15 protein-coding genes are annotated in these 16,768 nt (G+C 73.2%); 6 read left to right on the forward strand and 9 right to left on the reverse strand.

Annotation, left to right across the window (positions count from 1 at the left end; translation table 11 throughout):
* The first annotated feature begins 1 nt into the window (after position 1).
* The 3 genes from zwf to pgl all read left to right on the forward strand — a co-directional run bounded on the left by zwf (position 2) and on the right by pgl (position 3,465).
* Positions 2-1,552 (forward strand): glucose-6-phosphate dehydrogenase, encoded by a 1,551-nt coding sequence (gene zwf / locus SM577_RS00280; RefSeq protein ID WP_474580578.1) that lies wholly within the window; start codon positions 2-4, stop codon positions 1,550-1,552.
* A gap of 49 nt (positions 1,553-1,601) precedes the next feature.
* Positions 1,602-2,618 (forward strand): glucose-6-phosphate dehydrogenase assembly protein OpcA, encoded by a 1,017-nt coding sequence (locus tag SM577_RS00285; protein WP_302921753.1) that lies wholly within the window; start codon positions 1,602-1,604, stop codon positions 2,616-2,618.
* An 82-nt stretch (positions 2,619-2,700) separates the two neighbouring features.
* Positions 2,701-3,465, forward strand: coding sequence for a 6-phosphogluconolactonase (pgl, locus tag SM577_RS00290; protein WP_302921752.1), 765 nt, complete (start codon positions 2,701-2,703; stop codon positions 3,463-3,465).
* A gap of 68 nt (positions 3,466-3,533) precedes the next feature.
* On the opposite strand, the gene SM577_RS00295 is transcribed toward pgl, so the two are convergent.
* The 8 genes from SM577_RS00295 to rapZ all read right to left on the reverse strand — a co-directional run bounded on the left by SM577_RS00295 (position 3,534) and on the right by rapZ (position 10,518).
* Positions 3,534-3,878, reverse strand: coding sequence for an RNA polymerase-binding protein RbpA (locus SM577_RS00295; protein WP_474580489.1), 345 nt, complete (start codon positions 3,876-3,878; stop codon positions 3,534-3,536).
* Between the two features lie 136 nt (positions 3,879-4,014).
* Entirely contained in the window at positions 4,015-4,275 is a 261-nt protein-coding gene (gene secG / locus SM577_RS00300; RefSeq protein WP_088992894.1) for a preprotein translocase subunit SecG, read from the reverse strand.
* A gap of 93 nt (positions 4,276-4,368) precedes the next feature.
* Positions 4,369-5,160, reverse strand: a complete 792-nt coding sequence (gene tpiA / locus SM577_RS00305) for a triose-phosphate isomerase (RefSeq protein ID WP_474580488.1) — start codon at positions 5,158-5,160, stop codon at positions 4,369-4,371.
* On the reverse strand, positions 5,160-6,359 hold the full coding sequence (locus SM577_RS00310; RefSeq protein WP_474586028.1) for a phosphoglycerate kinase: 1,200 nt from the start codon (positions 6,357-6,359) through the stop codon (positions 5,160-5,162). The genes tpiA and SM577_RS00310 overlap by 1 nt, the downstream gene beginning before the upstream one ends.
* A complete protein-coding gene (gene gap / locus SM577_RS00315) occupies positions 6,356-7,360 on the reverse strand; it encodes a type I glyceraldehyde-3-phosphate dehydrogenase (RefSeq protein ID WP_302921748.1) in 1,005 nt (334 codons plus the stop codon). The genes SM577_RS00310 and gap overlap by 4 nt, the downstream gene beginning before the upstream one ends.
* 264 nt (positions 7,361-7,624) lie before the next feature.
* Positions 7,625-8,605 (reverse strand): DNA-binding protein WhiA, encoded by a 981-nt coding sequence (gene whiA / locus SM577_RS00320; protein WP_076467662.1) that lies wholly within the window; start codon positions 8,603-8,605, stop codon positions 7,625-7,627.
* A gap of 54 nt (positions 8,606-8,659) precedes the next feature.
* Positions 8,660-9,634 carry a gluconeogenesis factor YvcK family protein gene (locus tag SM577_RS00325; RefSeq protein WP_302921747.1) on the reverse strand — a complete coding sequence of 325 codons (975 nt, stop codon included), beginning with the start codon at positions 9,632-9,634 and terminating at the stop codon, positions 8,660-8,662.
* Complete coding sequence (rapZ, locus tag SM577_RS00330; RefSeq protein WP_088997526.1) at positions 9,631-10,518, reverse strand: RNase adapter RapZ; 888 nt, start codon at positions 10,516-10,518, stop codon at positions 9,631-9,633. The genes SM577_RS00325 and rapZ overlap by 4 nt, the downstream gene beginning before the upstream one ends.
* Before the next feature lie 323 nt (positions 10,519-10,841).
* On the opposite strand from rapZ, the gene recQ reads away from it, so the two are divergent.
* On the forward strand, positions 10,842-12,695 hold the full coding sequence (gene recQ, locus SM577_RS00335; protein WP_474586029.1) for a DNA helicase RecQ: 1,854 nt from the start codon (positions 10,842-10,844) through the stop codon (positions 12,693-12,695).
* 73 nt (positions 12,696-12,768) lie between these two features.
* Here the strand turns inward: recQ and SM577_RS00340 are convergent, their stop codons facing one another.
* Positions 12,769-13,614: an NmrA family NAD(P)-binding protein gene (locus SM577_RS00340; protein ID WP_474586030.1), complete on the reverse strand. Its 846-nt coding sequence runs from the start codon at positions 13,612-13,614 to the stop codon at positions 12,769-12,771.
* A gap of 82 nt (positions 13,615-13,696) precedes the next feature.
* Between SM577_RS00340 and SM577_RS00345 the strand changes: the two genes are divergently transcribed.
* On the forward strand, positions 13,697-14,338 hold the full coding sequence (locus SM577_RS00345; protein WP_302921744.1) for a TetR/AcrR family transcriptional regulator: 642 nt from the start codon (positions 13,697-13,699) through the stop codon (positions 14,336-14,338).
* 117 nt (positions 14,339-14,455) lie between these two features.
* Entirely contained in the window at positions 14,456-16,768 is a 2,313-nt protein-coding gene (locus SM577_RS00350) for a WD40 repeat domain-containing protein (RefSeq protein WP_474586031.1), read from the forward strand.

Genomic DNA, 16,768 nt, shown 5'->3' on the forward strand with positions numbered 1-16,768 from the left:
GATGAACGACGTGGACCACGCGGAGCGAGGAGGCGGCGTGAACCCGCTGCGCGACCCGCAGGACCGGCGGCTGCCGAGGATCCCGGAGCCGTGCGCTCTGGTGATCTTCGGGGTCACCGGTGACCTGGCGCGGAAGAAGTTGCTCCCGGCGGTGTACGACCTGGCCAACCGCGGCCTGCTGCCGCCGGGTTTCGTGGTGCTCGGGTTCGCCCGCCGGGACTGGGGCGACGGCGACTTCGAGACGCTGGCCTGTGAGGCGGCGAAGAAGCACGCCCGCACCCCGTGGCGGGAGGAGGTCTGGGCGCGGCTGGCCGGCAACATCAAGTTCGTCGGCGGCTCGTTCGACGACGACGCCGCCTTCGACCACCTGGCCCGCTGCCTGGACGAGCTGCGCCAGTCGCACGGCATTCCCGGCAACGCGGCCTTCTACTTCTCCATCCCGCCGGCCGCGTTCCCGGTGGTGCTCAAGCAGCTGGCCCGTACCGGGCTGGCCGACAACGAGAAGTCGGGCGGCTGGCGCCGGGTGGTGGTGGAGAAGCCGTTCGGCCACGACCTGCCCTCGGCGAAGGCGCTCAACGACCTGGTCGACGACGTCTTCACCCGCCGGGACGTCTTCCGGATCGACCACTACCTGGGCAAGGAGACGGTCCAGAACATCCTCGCCCTGCGGTTCGCCAACAACCTGTTCGAGCCGCTGTGGAACTCCAAGTACGTCGACTCGGTGCAGATCACCATGGCCGAGGACGTCGGCATCGGCACCCGGGCCGCGTTCTACGACTCGGTCGGCACCGCCCGGGACGTGCTCCAGAACCACCTGCTCCAGCTGCTCGCGCTGGTGGCGATGGAGGAGCCGACCAGCTTCGACGCCGACGAGATCCGCACCGAGAAGCTCAAGGTGCTCAAGGCGATCACGCTGCCCAAGGACGTCTCCCAGGGCACCGTGCGCGGCCAGTACCTGCCCGGCTGGGTGGGCGGCCAGCGGGCGGTGGGCTACCTGGACGAGGAGGGGGTCCCCCCGGACTCCACCACGGAGACGTACGTGGCGGTGCGGCTGGGCATCCAGAACCGGCGCTGGGCCGAGGTGCCGTTCTACATCCGGGCCGGCAAGCGGCTGCCGCGGCGGGTCACCGAGGTGGCCATCATGTTCAAGCGGGCGCCGCACCTGCCGTTCAACCCGGCCGACATGGAGTCGCTGGGCAACAACCAGCTGGTCATCCGGGTGCAGCCGGACGAGGGAGTGGTGCTGAAGTTCGGCGCCAAGGTGCCGGGCACCACGATGGAGGTCCGCGACATCGCGATGGACTTCCAGTACGGCGAGGCGTTCACCGAGTCCAGCCCGGAGGCGTACGAGCGGCTGGTGCTGGACGTGCTGATCGGCGACCGCACCCTCTTCCCGGACGCCGCCGAGGTCGAGCAGAGCTGGCAGGTGGTGGACCCGCTGGAGCACGCCTGGGCGGGCACCAAGCCGGAGCCGTACCGGGCCGGCGAGTGGGGTCCGCGGGCCGCCGACGAGATGCTGGCCCGCGAGGGCCGCGCCTGGCGGCGGGCATGACCGCGCGGAGCGAGCGAATCATCGGGCACGGACGGACCGGGAGGCTCCAGTGATCGGCCTGTGGGACACCACCGGCAACGAGGTGGTCAAGGCGCTGGCCGCCGAGCGTCGCAGCGCCGGCGGGGTGGCCAGCGGGATGGCCCTCACGCTGATCGTGGTGGTGGACGAGAAGCGGGTCCGCGAGGCGGAGGCGGCGGCGACCATAGCGTCCGCCGCCCACCCGTGCCGGCTGGTGGTGGTGGTCCGCTCGGACGTCGAGCGGGACCGCAACCGGCTGGACGCGGAGATCGTCGTCGGCGGCCGGCTCGGCCCGGGCGAGGCGGTGGTCACCCGGATGTACGGCCGGCTCGCGCTGCACGCCGAGTCGGTGGTGATGCCGCTGCTGGTGCCGGACGTGCCGGTGGTGACCTGGTGGCACGGCGAACCGCCGGAGGAGATCGCGACCGACTTCCTCGGCGTGGTGGCCGACCGGCGGATCACCGACACCGCGCAGGCCGCGGACCCGATCGAGGCGCTGCGGCAGCGCGCCCGGGACTACGCGCCGGGCGACACCGACCTGGCCTGGACCCGGATCACGCCGTGGCGCACGCTGGTGGCCGGGGCGTTCGACACCACCCAGGCGCGGGTCACCGAGGCGACAGTGGTCGCGCCGGGCAGCGACCCGACGGCCGCGTTGATGATCGGCTGGCTGGGCAGCCGGCTGGGCATCACCCCGCGTTGGGAGACCACCGACCAGTTCCCCCGGATGCGTGAGGTGCAGCTGCGCTGCGCCAACGGCGACGAGCTGACGCTGACCCGGGACGACAGCGTGGCCACGTTCCGCCGGACCGGCCAGGAGGACCGTCAGCTGCCGCTGGTGCGCCGCCCGCTCGGCGACGAGCTGGCCGAGGAGCTGCGCCGGCTCGACGCCGACCAGGTGTACGCGGAGGCGCTCGGCGCCGCCGCCGGGCTGACCGGCCTGGAGCAGCGCCCGGGCCAGCGGGTGCACGTCTGGAAGGATCCGGCCACCGCGCAGCGCGCCGAGGCGGGGGTCACCGCGCACGCCGGCACGAGCGCCGAGCACTGAGCGCCCCGACGGCCGGGCCCGGCCCCGGGGGCGGGGATCATGGACAGCGACCGCCGAGCGGTCGGGAAACGAAGGCACACGAATGAGTGAGGCGAGTGTCGCCGTCCACGCCGACGCCGACCTGCTGGCGCAGACCGTGGCGGCCCGGCTGGTGGTCCGGCTGCTCGACGCGCAGGCCGCGCGGGGGCAGGCGGCGATGGTGCTGACCGGGGGGCGGATCGCCGCGGCGGTCTACCGGGCGGTGGCGGCGCTGCCGGCCCGGGACGCGGTGGACTGGTCCCGGGTGGACGTCTGGTGGGGCGACGAGCGGTTCCTGCCGGCCGGCGACCCGGAGCGCAACGAGACCCAGGCCCGGGCGGCGCTGCTGGACGCCGTGCCGCTGGACCCGGCCCGGGTCCACCCGATGCCGGCCTCGGACGCCGGCGCCGACCCGGAGGAGGCCGCCGCCCGGTACGCCGCCGAGCTGGCCGCCGCGGCCCGGCCGGGCACCGCCCTGCTCCCCCACTTCGACGTGCTGCTGCTCGGCGTCGGCGAGGACGGGCACGTCGCCTCCGTCTTCCCGGAGCACCCGGTGCACTACGAGAGCCGGCCGGTGAGCGCGGTCCGGGGCAGCCCGAAGCCGCCGCCGGTGCGCACCACGCTCACCCTGCCGGCGATCAACACCGCCGAGGAGGTCTGGCTGATCGCCAGCGGGGCGGACAAGGCCCACGCGGTCGGCATGGCGCTGGCCGGCGCGGGGCCGGTGCAGGTGCCGGCGGCCGGGGTGCAGGGCACCGGCCGTACCCTCTGGCTGCTCGACCGGGCCGCGGCGGCCGACGTGCCGGCCCGGCTGCGCAGCCTGCGCTGAGCCAAGCGGCGACCCCGCCGGGCCGTCGCGGCCCGGACAGACGGCTCGGACAGGGTGGCGGGCCCGGGTCAGCCGGCGCCGCGGCGGCGGCGCAGCGCGGCGAGCGCCTCGGCCAGGATGGCCTCGCCCTCGGCGTCGGTGCGCCGCTCCTTCACGTACGCCAGGTGGCTCTTGTACGGCTCGGACCGCGCCCGGCCGGGCGGGTTCTGCGCGTCCTGGCCGGCCGGGTGGCCGCAGCGCGGGCAGTCCCAGACCGGCGGCGCCTCCGCCTCGGCGGCGATCCTGATCTGTGTCTGGTGCCCGTTGCGGCACCAGTAGGCGACCGGCCGGCAGGGAGCCGGCTCGTAGCGTTCGGCGGGGCGGACGGGTGCGGACCCGACCCGCGAGCCCCGGATGACGTGGCCGTTCGGCACGGCTGCTCGCTCCTGTCGTCGGAGGGGACCGCCGCTCGGGAGGGCGGCGGGCGACGCGGTGCAGCGGGGTGAAACGAACTGCGCGCGGCCCGTCGGGGGACGGACCGCGCGCAGATTGTACGACTTGACGGGCTGCTCAGGCGGCGCCGTCGAGTTGCAGCCGGAGCCAGAGGCCGAGCCCCACGATGCAGGCGAACCAGACGATGCCCACCAGAACGGTGTAACGGTCCAGGTTCTTCTCGGCCACCGACGACCCCGCCAGGCTGGAGCTGACGCCGCCGCCGAACATGCTCGACAGCCCGCCACCCTTACCTCGGTGGAGCAGGATCAGCAGGGTGAGCAGGACGCTCGTGATGATCAGCAACACGATCAACGTGTATGCGAACCAGATCGGCATGGCTGGGGTCAGTCCTCTCGTAGCGATCCTCGCCCGGCAGGTCGGGCACGCGGCACCGACCGGCGGACGGGCGGAGTCAAGGATAGCGAGCGATCAGCGGGCGATGTGCTCCGGGAACCGGCAGATCTGCGCGAATTCCTCGGCATCGAGGCTCGCCCCGCCGACCAGGGCCCCGTCCACGTCCGGCTGGGCCATGATCGCCGCGACGTTGGACGCCTTGACCGAGCCGCCGTAGAGGATCCGGACCTGGTCCGCGGTGTCCTGACCGAAGGTCTCCACCAGCCGGGTACGGACCGCGCCGCACACCTCCTGGGCGTCCTCCGGGGTGGCCGTCTTGCCGGTGCCGATCGCCCAGACCGGCTCGTACGCGACCACCACCCGGGTGACCTGCTCCGGGGTCAGCCCGTGCAGCGCGGCGTCGAGCTGGTCGCAGCAGTGCGGCACGTGCTCGCCCCGCTCGCGGACCTCCAGCCCCTCCCCCACGCAGAGGATCGGGGTCAGCCCGTGGCTCAGCGCGGCCTGCACCTTGGCGTTGACGATCGCGTCGTCCTCGTGGTGGTAGGCCCGCCGCTCGGAGTGCCCGACCACCACGTAGGTGCAGCCCAGCTTCGCCAGCATCGGGCCGGCGATGTCCCCGGTGTAGGCCCCGGCGGCATACGGCGAGAGGTCCTGCGCGCCGTAGCCGATCAGCAGCTTGTCGCCGTCCACGGCGGTCTGCACCGTGCGCAGGTCGGTGAACGGCGGCAGCACCACCGTCTCGACCTCGCTGAGCTGCTTCTCGCTGAGGCTGGCCGCCAGCTTCTGCACCAGCAGGTTCGCCTCGAGGTGGTTCAGGTTCATCTTCCAGTTGCCGGCCATCAGCGGCCGGCGGGTGGCGCTCGCCATCAGTTCTCCAGGGCCGCGATGCCGGGGAGGGTCTTGCCCTCGAGGTATTCCAGGGAGGCGCCGCCGCCGGTGGATATGTGATTGAAAGCGGACTCGTCCAGGCCTAGTGCACGGACCGCCGCCGCGGAGTCACCGCCACCGACCACGGTGAACGCGTCGGACTTGGCGATCGCCTCGGCGATCCCGCGGGTGCCGTTGGCGAAGGCCGGCATCTCGAACACGCCCATCGGGCCGTTCCAGAAGATCGTCTTCGCGCCCTTGAGCGCGGCGGCGAACCCGGCCACCGTCTCCGGGCCGATGTCCAGCCCGACCCGCTTGCTCGGGATCCCGGTGGCCGGCACGGTGTCGTGCGCGGCGTCCGGGGCGAAGGCGTCAGCGGCCACCACGTCGACCGGGAGCAGGATCTTGCCGCCCGAGCGCTCGATCAGGTTGCCGCAGGTCTCGACCATGTCCTCCTCGAGCAGCGAGCTGCCCACCTCGTGACCCTGGGCCTTGAGGAAGGTGAAGCACATGCCGCCGCCGATGAGCAGCCGGTCGACAGTGGGCAGCAGCGCCTCGATCACGGCGAGCTTGTCGGAGACCTTCGAGCCGCCGAGCACCACCACGTACGGGCGGGCCGGGTCGCCGGTGAGCGTGGAGAGTACCTCCACCTCGCGCAGCACCAGCCGGCCGGCGACGTGCGGCAGCCGGGCCGGCACGTCGTAGACGCTGGCGTGCTTGCGGTGCACCGCGCCGAAGGCGTCGTCGACGTAGGCGTCGCCGAAGGCGGCGAGCTGGTCGGCGAAGGCGCCCCGCTCGGCCTCGTCCTTGCTGGTCTCGCCGGCGTTGAAGCGCAGGTTCTCCAGCAGCGCGACCTCGCCGTCGGCGAGCGCGTCCACCGTGGCGCGGGCGGACTCGCCGACCGTGTCGGTGGCGAAGTGCACCGGGGCGCCGAGCAGCTCACCGAGGCGCCCGGCCACCGGCCGGAGGCTGAACTGCGGGTCGGGCGAGCCCTTGGGACGACCCAGGTGCGAGCAGACGACCACCTTCGCGCCGGCCCCGGTGAGCGCGCTCAGGGTGGGCAGCACCGCGCGGATCCGGCCGTCGTCGGTGATGTCGCCGGACTGCTTGTCGAGCGGGACGTTCAGGTCGGCGCGCACCAGCACGCGCCGACCCGACACCCCCTCGGCGAGCAGGTCGTCGAGGGTCCGGATGCTCACAGCGACTGACCCACCAGCTTGACCAGGTCCACCAGGCGGTTCGAGTAGCCCCACTCGTTGTCGTACCAGCCGACGACCTTGACCTGGTTGCCGACCACCTTGGTCAGCGGCGCGTCGAAGATGCACGACGCCGGGTCGGTCACGATGTCGGAGGAGACGATCGGGTCCTCGTTGTAGACCAGGATGCCCTTGAGCGGGCCGTCGGCGGCCGCCTTCATCGCGGCGTTGACCTCGTCGACCGTGGTCTCCCGGTTGAGGTTCACGGTCAGGTCGGTGGTCGACCCGGTGGGGATCGGCACCCGCAGCGCGTAGCCGTCCAGCTTGCCCTTCAGCTCCGGCAGCACCAGCCCGATCGCCTTCGCCGCGCCGGTCGAGGTCGGCACGATGTTCAGCGCGGCGGCCCGGGCCCGGCGCAGGTCCTTGTGCGGGGCGTCCTGCAGGTTCTGGTCCTGGGTGTACGCGTGGATGGTGGTCATCAGGCCGTGCTGGATGCCGAACGTGTCCTGCAGGACCTTCGCCATCGGGGCGAGGCAGTTGGTGGTGCAGGAGGCGTTCGAGATGATGGTGTGCTTGGCCGGGTCGTACTGGTCCTGGTTGACGCCCATCACCACGGTGACGTCCTCGTTCTTCGCCGGCGCGGAGATGATGACCTTCTTGGCCCCGCCGTCGATGTGCGCCTTCGCCTTGGTGGCGTCGGTGAAGAAGCCGGTGGACTCGATGACGACGTCCGCGCCGACCTCGCCCCACGGCAGCTTCGCCGGGTCCTTCTCGGCGTACGCCTTGATGGTCTTGCCGCCCACGGTGATCTCGTCGGCGGTGGCCTTGACCTCCTGCGGGAGGCGACCCAGGATGCTGTCGTACTTGACAAGGTGGGCGAGCGTCCCGTTGTCGGTCAGGTCGTTGACCGCCACGACCTCGACGTCAGCGCCGGACGCCAGCACTGCCCGGAAGAAGTTGCGGCCGATCCGGCCGAAGCCGTTGATGCCAACCCGGATGGTCACAGGTCCCATCTCCTCGCGTTCTGTCCGCCGGCGTGGGATCACCGCCGGCGAAGTGGTGTGCGCCGACCGTTGGAGCCGGCCGTTGACGGTTCATCTCGGCCACCCCGCCGCGGTCGTTGGAGACCTGACCGCCCGAGGCGGTGAGCACGGCGAGGAGAACCGGTGCCGGCCCCCTTGCCGTACGCAGCGACCTTATCCGAGCACACGGCGGCGCGCTGCGTCGGGTGGTGATCCCGCACGCGACCGCGACGCCTCACCGTCCTATCAGACCACGAGCATGTCGGGCGTGACGGCCGCTTCGGTATCCGGGATGCCCAGGTCCCGGGCCCGCTTGTCGGCCAGCGCCAGCAGCCGGCGGATCCGCCCGGCGATGGCGTCCTTGGTCAGCGGCGGGTCGGCCAGCGCACCCAGCTCCTCCAGCGAGGCCTGCCGGTGCTCCAGCCGCAGCCGGCCGGCCGAGGTGAGGTGGTTCGGCGCGTCGTCGGCGAGGATCTCCAGGGCCCGGGTCACCCGGGCGGCGGCGGCGACCGCCGCCCGCGCCGAGCGGCGCAGGTTGGCGTCGTCGAAGTTGGCCAGCCGGTTCGCGGTGGCCCGCACCTCGCGGCGGACCCGCCGCTCCTCCCAGGCCAGCACGCTGGAGTGCGCGCCGATCCGGGTGAGCAGCGCGGCGATCGCGTCGCCGTCCTTGACCACCACCCGGTCCACCCCGCGCACCTCGCGGTTCTTGGCGGTGATGCCGATCCGCCGGGCCGCGCCGACCAGGGCGAGCGCCGACTCCGGCCCGGGGCAGGTGATCTCCAGCGCGCTGGAACGGCCCGGCTCGGTCAGCGAGCCGTGCGCCATGAACGCACCGCGCCAGGCCGAGACCGCGCAGCACACGTTCGCCGCGACCACGTGCGGTGGCAGCCCGCGTACCGGCCGGCCGCGCACGTCGAGCAGGCCGGTCTGCCGGGCCAGCGCCTCGCCGTCCTTGACCACCCGGACGATGAAGTGGCTGCCCTTGCGCAGCCCGCCCGAGGCGAGCACGTGGATCTCGCTGGGGTAGCCGTAGACCTCCGCGATCTCCCGCCGCAGCCGGCGGGCCACCGCACCGGTGTCGAGTTCCGCCTCCACGACCACGCGGCCGGAGACGATGTGCAGCCCACCGGCGAAGCGGAGCAGCGCCGCCATCTCCGCCCGCCGGCAGCAGGGCTTGGGCACGTCGACCCGACTCAGCTCGTCCTTGACCGCAGCCGTCATCGCCATTGTGCGTCCCCTCACGGACCGGTTCCGGCGTGTCGCCGGAGATTACGTACGTGTCTAACGATCGGCGCCCAGGACGGGCACCAGTGCGGCGCCCAGGGCGGCCGGATCATGACGGGGAGTGCCGTCGGTGACCGCGACGGGGGCGAGGACCAGTCGGGCACCCAGCGATTCTGCCGCACGTTCGACCGGTTCGGGGTCACCCACCGCCTTGGAATCCGCCAGCACGAAGTCGACCTTGAGTTCCGGCAGGTACCAGCGCAACGCGGCGAGATGGTCGGCCACCGACAACCCGAGGGTCTCCTTCTCGGCCGCCAGGTTCAGGGTGACCAGCCGGCGGGCCGGGCTGCTGACGATCGCCCCGGCCAGCTCCGGCACCAGCAGGTGCGGCAGCACGCTGGTGTACCAGCTGCCCGGCCCGAAGATCAGCCAGTCCGCCGCGCCGATCGCGGTGAGCGCCTGCGGGCAGGCCCGCGGCGCGGCCGGGGTGAGCCGCAGCGACTCCACCCGGCCGGCGGTCACCGCTACCTGGTGCTGACCGGTGACGGTCCGCACCTCGTCCGGGTGCTCCGGATCGACGCCGCGGACCCGCGCCTCGATGCCGACCGGCTCGCAGGACATCGGCAGCACCCGGCCCACCGCCCCGAGCATCGCGCCGGCGTGCTCCAGGGCGGCCACCGGGTCGCCGAGCAGCTCCATCAGCCCGTGCAGGACCAGGTTGCCCACCGCGTGCCCGGCCAGCGCGTCGCCGTCCGGGCTCGCCGGCACCTCGGCGAAGCGGTGCTGGAACAGCCCGGCGCTGCGCCGCGTCGCGGGGTGGTCGCCGGCCAGCGCGACCAGCGCCTGACGCAGGTCGCCCGGCGGCAGGCCGCCCCGTTCGGCGCGCAGCCGGCCGCTGGAGCCGCCGTCGTCGCCGACGGTGACCACCGCGGTGATGTCCAGGTCGAGTTCGGGGGCGCAGCGGCGCAGCGCGCGCAGGGACGCGGACAGGCCGTGCCCGCCGCCGAAGGCCACCACCTTCGCCGTCGTCATTCCCGCCCCAGGTCCCGGTGCTGCGCGTTGGCGGCGAGGCCGGACTGGCGCAGCCGGGCGGCCAGCTCCTCGGCGATCGCCACGCTGCGGTGCTTGCCGCCGGTGCAGCCCACGGCCACGGTCAGGTAGCGCTTGCCCTCCCGCTCGAAGCCGGTGGTGGTGGCGTTGACCAGGTCGGCGTACGAGGCCACGAAGGCGTCCGCGCCCTCCTGGCCGAGCACGTACGAGCTGACCGCCTCCTCCCGCCCGGTGTGCTCACGCAGTTCCGGCACCCAGTACGGGTTGGGCAGGAACCGGGCGTCCAGCACGAAGTCGGCGTCCGGCGGCAGGCCGTACTTGAAGCCGAAGGAGAGCACGGTGACCCGCAGCCGGCGGGCGTCCTCGCCGCCGAACAGCTCCTCGATCCGGCGGCGCAGCTGGTTGACGTTCAGGTGGCTGGTGTCGATGATCACGTCGGCCTGGTCCCGGGCCTCCTCCAGCAGGCCGCGCTCGACGGCGATGCCGTCGGCCAACCGCCCGTCGCCCTGCAACGGGTGCGAGCGGCGGACGCTCTCGAACCGGCGGATCAGCACCTCGTCGTCGGCGTCGACGAAGACCACCCGGGGCGAGAAGCCGCGCTCCTTCAGCTCCCGGATCGCCCCGGCCAGGTCGGTGGAGAAGGCGCGCGAGCGGACGTCGAGCACCATGGCGGTCCGCCGGGCCGCCCCGCCGGCCTTGAACGCCAGCTCGGCCATGTCGAGCATCAGCGCCTGCGGGAGGTTGTCCACCACGTAGTAGCCGACGTTCTCCAGCGCCCGGGCCACCGTGCTGCGGCCGCCCCCGGAGAGCCCGGTGACCACCACCAGTGTGGTGTCCGACTCCGCCGGAGCGGGCTGCCCGGCGATCCCCGCCGGGATGCCGTCCCGCTCCTCGGCCGTGCGCGCCTCGCTCACCCCTACCCCCAAGCCGTGGCGCCGCGGCCGGCTGGTCCCGGCCGCGATGTGGTCAAACAGCGACTCTATCCCGCCCGGTCGACCGGCCCGGCGGACGCCCGTCCCGGGGTGTCCCCCGCTGTCCGGGTCCGCTCCCGGCGCGCCCGGCGGCGCGGGGCCGGCCGGCTGTGCGCCCGCGCCCGTCCCCCCGGGGTGTCCCCCTGTCCGGTCCGCTCCCGGCGCGCCCGGCGGCGCGGGGCCGGCCGGCTGTCGGCGGCCGCTCGTAGAATCCGCGGATGGCTTCCCCCACCGACCTGCGCACCGCCGACCCGGTCGAGGTGCTGCGCCGGGTGTTCGGCTACGACGCCTTCCGCGGCTTCCAGCAGGAGGTGATCGAGCACGTGGTGGCCGGGGGCGACGCGCTGGTGCTGATGCCCACCGGGGGCGGCAAGTCACTGTGCTACCAGATCCCGGCACTGGTCCGCCCCGGCGTGGCGGTGGTGATCTCGCCACTGATCGCGTTGATGCAGGACCAGGTCGACGCGCTGACCGCGGTCGGCGTACGCGCCGGGTTCCTCAACTCGACCCAGGATCCCGACGCCCGCCGGCGGGTCGAGGCGGCGTTCGTCGCCGGCGAGATCGACCTGCTCTACCTCGCCCCCGAGGCGCTGGGCACCCGCTCCGCCCAGGCCCTGCTCGACCGGGGCGAGATCGCCCTGTTCGCCATCGACGAGGCGCACTGCGTGTCGCAGTGGGGGCACGACTTCCGCCCCGACTACCTGGCCCTGTCGATGCTGCACGAACGCTGGCCCGACGTGCCCCGCATCGCGCTGACCGCCACCGCGACCAGCGCCACCCGCGCCGAGATCGCCACCCGGCTCAAGCTCACCGACGCCCGGCACTTCGTGGCCAGCTTCGACCGGCCCAACATCCAGTACCGGATCGTGCCCAAGCGGGAGCCGCGCAAGCAGTTGCTCGCCCTGCTGCGCGACGAGCACCCCGGCGACGCCGGCATCGTCTACTGCCTGTCCCGGGCCTCGGTGGACAAGACCGCCGAGTTCCTCACCGCCAACGGCATCCCGGCGCTGCCCTACCACGCCGGCCTGGACGCGGCCACCCGCGCCCGCAACCAGCAGCGGTTCCTGCGCGAGGACGGGCTGGTCATGGTGGCGACGATCGCCTTCGGCATGGGCATCGACAAGCCGGACGTGCGGTTCGTCGCGCACCTGGACCTGCCGAAGTCGGTCGAGGGCTACTACCAGGAGACCGGCCGCGCCGGCCGGGACGGCCTGCCGTCAACCGCCTGGCTCGCGTACGGGCTGCAGGACGTGGTGCAGCAGCGCAAGATGATCGAGACGTCGGACGGCGACCTGGCCCACCGCCGGAACCTGGCCGCGCACCTCGACGCGATGCTGGCGCTCTGCGAGACGGTCCGCTGCCGCCGCGCCCAGCTGCTCGACTACTTCGGCGAGCGGCGGACGACCGAGTGCGGCAACTGCGACACCTGCCTGAACCCGCCGGAGTCCTGGGACGGCACGGTCGCCGCGCAGAAGCTGCTCTCCACGGTGTTCCGGCTCGACCGGGAGCGCAACCAGCGCTTCGGCGCCGGGCACTGCATCGACATCCTGCTCGGCCGGGCCACCGACAAGGTCACCCAGTACGGCCACGACTCGCTGACCGTGTTCGGCATCGGCGGTGAGCTGCGCGAGGCCGAGTGGCGCGGGGTGGTCCGCCAGCTGCTGGCCGAGGGCCTGCTCGCGGTCGAGGGCGACTACGGCACGCTGGTGCTCACCGACGCCAGCGCCGAGGTGCTCGGCCGCCGCCGGACGGTGATGATGCGCCGCGAGCCGGAGAAGGTCGCCCCGTCCCGGGCCGCCAAGCCGCGCGGGTCGGCCACCGTCGTCGCCGAGCTGTCCCCGGCGGCGACAGCGGTCTTCGAGCGGCTGCGGTCCTGGCGGGCGGCCACCGCCAAGGAGCAGGGTGTCCCGGCGTACGTGATCTTCCACGACGCGACGCTGCGGCAGATCGCCACCGACGCGCCGGCCTCGCTGGCGGAGCTGTCCCGGGTCAGCGGCGTCGGGGAGAACAAGCTGGCCAAGTACGGCGAGCAGATCCTGACTGTCCTGGCCGACGGGGCCGGCCCGGCCTGACCCGCCCTCGACGCCGGCCGGGCGTCGCCGGCCCCGGCCCGGGCCACCGGGCAGCCCGGTGGCCCGAGGTGCGTCAGCGGAACCGGTCGGCGTGCGCGGTGACGAAGTCGGCGAGCGTACGAGGCGGCCGACCGGTCAGCTCGCGGACGGCACCGGTCGTGCTCGCCCACCGGCCGTCACCGACGAGGCGCATCAGGGTGGCGAGGTCGTCGGCGGCGGCGGCCGGCATCCCGGCCGCCCGGAGTCGCTCGGCCATGGCGGGCACGGTGAGGTCGACGTACCGCACGGGCCGGCCCAGGGTCGGGGTCAGCACCTCGCCAATCTCCTCGTGCGTCGGCGCCTCGGACCCGGTCAGCACCAGCGTTTCGTTCTCGCCCACGGGCCGGGTCAACAGGACGGCGGCCACCTCCGCGACGTCCCTGGCGTCGATGTAGCCCACCCGGCCCGGGCCGTAGGAGCCGTGGAACCGCCCCTGTTCGTCGCCGTCGAAGGCGACCTCCGTGAAGAGGTTCTGCATGAAGCCGACCGGCTGGAGGATCGACCAGGCCAGCCCGGAGCGCTTCAGGTGTGCCTCGACCTCCCCGTGCATACCGAGGCCGAGCAATCCACCGGGGGTGGCGCCGCGCACCGACACCTTCACGACGTGGGCGACGCCCGCCTCGGCGGCGAGGTCGACGAGCTTCCGCTGTTGCCTGACGAAGTCCGGCCCGAGGGAGCTGTTCAGCAGTAGCCGCGCCCCCGGCTCGAGGGCCTTCCTGATCGAGTCCGGGTCGTCGAAGTCGCCGACGACGTAGCTGCCGCCCAGCTCCGCGCCCTGCCGGTGCTGGCGCACCACCGCGCGGCGGCGTACGCCCCGCCGGTCGAGTTGCCCGATCAACGCGCGGCCGATCTGCCCGGCCGCCCCGGTCACCACGATCATGCCCACCTCCTAAGCGGAATGCGTCCCTCCGGTTATGTGGGTTACCCTAACCGGAAGAAGACGTTCCGGATAGGGGTCGGCATTGAAGATCGGTGACGCGGGGCCGGAGCAGTTGCGGGCGGACGCCGCACGGAACCTCGGCAAGATCCTCGCCGCCGCCCGCACGGTGATGGCCGAGCAGGGACTTGCCGCCCCGATGGACCTGATCGCCCGTCGGGCCGGCGTCGGCATCGGCACGCTCTACCGCCGGTTCCCGACCCGCGAGGCGCTCATCGCCGCCGTCGCCGAGGAATACGTGACGGACCTCGTGGCCGTCACCCGCCGCCTCGGTGAGAGCAGCCGGGACGCCCGGACGGCGCTGCGCGGACTGGTCCACTGGTGTGCGGACCCCGGCCGGGGCGCCCTCGCCGCCGCGTTGGCCGACCTGTCGACGGCGAGCTTCCATGCCTCGCCGTCGTTCGCCCGGGCCCGCCAGGAGTGGCTCGAACTGCTCGACGACCTCGTCCGTCGCGGGCAGCGGGACGGGCTGGTCCGCCACGACGTCGGCACCGGCGACGTCGTCCTGCTGCTGAACGTCTTCGCCTGCCATCCCGACCGCCTGCCGGGGCACGTCGCCGCGCAGCCCGCACGGTATCTGCACCTCGTGTTCGACGCGCTCATGACCGGCCCGCCGGCCCCGGACGCCCTCCCGGGCGCACCCGTCGACCTCGACGCCGTCCGGTAGGACGGGAAACGGACACCCGGCCGCTGCTCTCACGGCCTGCGCGTCATCCGCGACGCCCCACCAGCGTGTCGAAGCGACCCGGCACCGGTCGCCCGCGGTCTGTCGGTGCTGCCGCCTATGTTCCTCTCCATGGATATGCCGGGCAGCGCTCCGCGGAGCGACGTCACTCGCCGCGCACCGAGCTTTGTGGATCTTCGCCCGTCAGCTGCGGATCCCGATGCGTACCTGACGGTGCTGCGTGCGGCGGACTGGTCGGCGTTCACGCCGGTGCGTGACCTGCCGCCGTTGCGCGCCGCGTTGGTCGCGCTGGAGCAGGCGTACGGGGTGACCGAGGCGCATCGGTTCGCGACCGCGCGGGTCAGGGCGGCCGGCGCGGTCCTGCGTCATCCCGACGTGCATCCCAGGGAGATTCACGCCTTCGCGTTGAGCCCGTGCGGTCGTTACCTGGCAGTCGGCAGTCACTGCGGTGACGACTACGAGCGCGGCGCGGCGTTGCAGATCTGGGAGGTGCCCACCGGCCGCTGCGTCAACGTGCTCGACGGCATCCGTGGTGGTGTCGGCTGGCCCGGCCACCCGGGGCTGTTGCAGTGGTCCGCCGACGGCCGGCGCATCACGGCGGCCTTCGACACCAACGTGGTGGGGGCGTGGGATCCGTTCGGCGAGAGCGTCGAGCCGATCGGGGCCGCGGCCGTGACCGACGGGTCCGGGCGGCCGCCCGGGTTCGCCCTGGCCCCGGACGGCACCCGTGCGTACGTGCACGTCGGGTTCGACCGGCAGGTGTCGGGCTGCCTCGTCTCCCTGACGAACGGCTGGGTCTACGACGACGAGATACCCGACGGCGGGGAGCACGACGGCGGTGACGAGCAGGCGTCGGTGCTGTTGCTGGCCGACACGCTCCCCGACTGGGCCGAGGACGCATCCGAGCCCAGATGGCTCTACCCCGAGCAGTCCGTGTGGTCGCGGGACGGAACGCGGATCTTCGCCCGCGCCGAAGCGGGCGAGGTGTACGCGATCGACGTCGACAGCCGGCAAGTGTGCTGGCTCGTTGACATCGCAACGCCGGGAGCGGCGGTGTCGTGGAGCCCCGACCAGCGGCTGGTGGCCTACCGGTCGCAGGGCCGACTCGTGATCGCCGAAACGACGACCGGCCGACCGGTCGCCGACCTGCCCCAGCGCCCCGGCGCCGGCGAACTGCGCTGGGCGGACCGCAACGGCCTGAGCCGACTGGCAGTCGTGATCCCCGCCGGCAACGAACCCGGCGCTCGACCCGCCGTCGCCATCTACGACAACGGCGAACACCGCTACGACCTCGACGTGGCGCTCCCACACATCGACACCGCCGAAGAAGATCACACCGCCTGGGCGTGGGCGCCCGACGGCGACCGCGCGGCATGCCTCACCACCGGCGGCCACATCGAAATCTGGTCGCTGGCCGGAGAGCCTGAACGGCAGCACGTCGTCGACGCGGCCGAAGACACCAGCGGAGTGCTCTGGGGCGCGGACGACGTCATCATCGCCACCGGCGGGACGACCCTACGGTTCATCCGGCCCGCAACCGGCGACATACCCGGAGACGTCACGTTCCTGCGCCAACCACCCGGCCCCCGCCCGCTGGAGCTCGACCGCGTCGACACCGGCGACGACATCCGCCGCGACCTCGGTCTGGACCCCACCTTCGCCCTGACCGCCGACACCTGGGCGGTCGCCTTCGAAACCGGACTCGTCATCGCCCCCGAGACACGGCGCGACGCCCTCGACAAGGCCCTCACCTGGACCATCGACCGCCGGCACGCCTGGCCGACCCGTTGGGGCGACCTCGACATCGTCCCCGACGCCGCCACCGCCGCCGACCGCCTCGGTCCGCCGCTGGCACCGTACCTCGACCGCTTCCGCGGCCGGCCCGCACCGGCCACCACACCATGGCCACCACCGAACACCGCCACCCTGGAGGACCTGTACCGGGTAGCCCTGGAATCGGTACGGCACCTCGCCGCCGGGTGGCACACCATCGTCAGCGAGAACCTCATGGTCGCGGCACTGCTGCGCGCCCGTCGTGGCGAGGCGACCGGCGCCCTGGAACTGGTGGCGGCGATCCCGATCGACAACCTCCGGGTCACGGCCGCGAAGCGGGTGGAACGGCTCCTGGCCGCCGCCAGCGGCAACCCAGGCACCGTCCAGCAGGTCGAGCCGGCGTCCCGGCTCGGCCAGGCGGAGATCAACTCTCTCGCGGAGGCCTACGCCACGCTCCAGGCTCTCCCCCGAAGCCAGCGTCGTCACCCGACCAGACAACTGATCGACCAGGCTGCGCGGTGCCGCCACATCAGTGCCGTGCTCGATCTGCTCGCGCGGCTGCCCGACGACGACTTCAACGACCGGCCCGGCGCCGCATTCCGAGCCCTCCGGACGCTCACCCGGGAAAACGCCTCCTGA

Source organism: Micromonospora desertarenae (assembly GCF_056150265.1).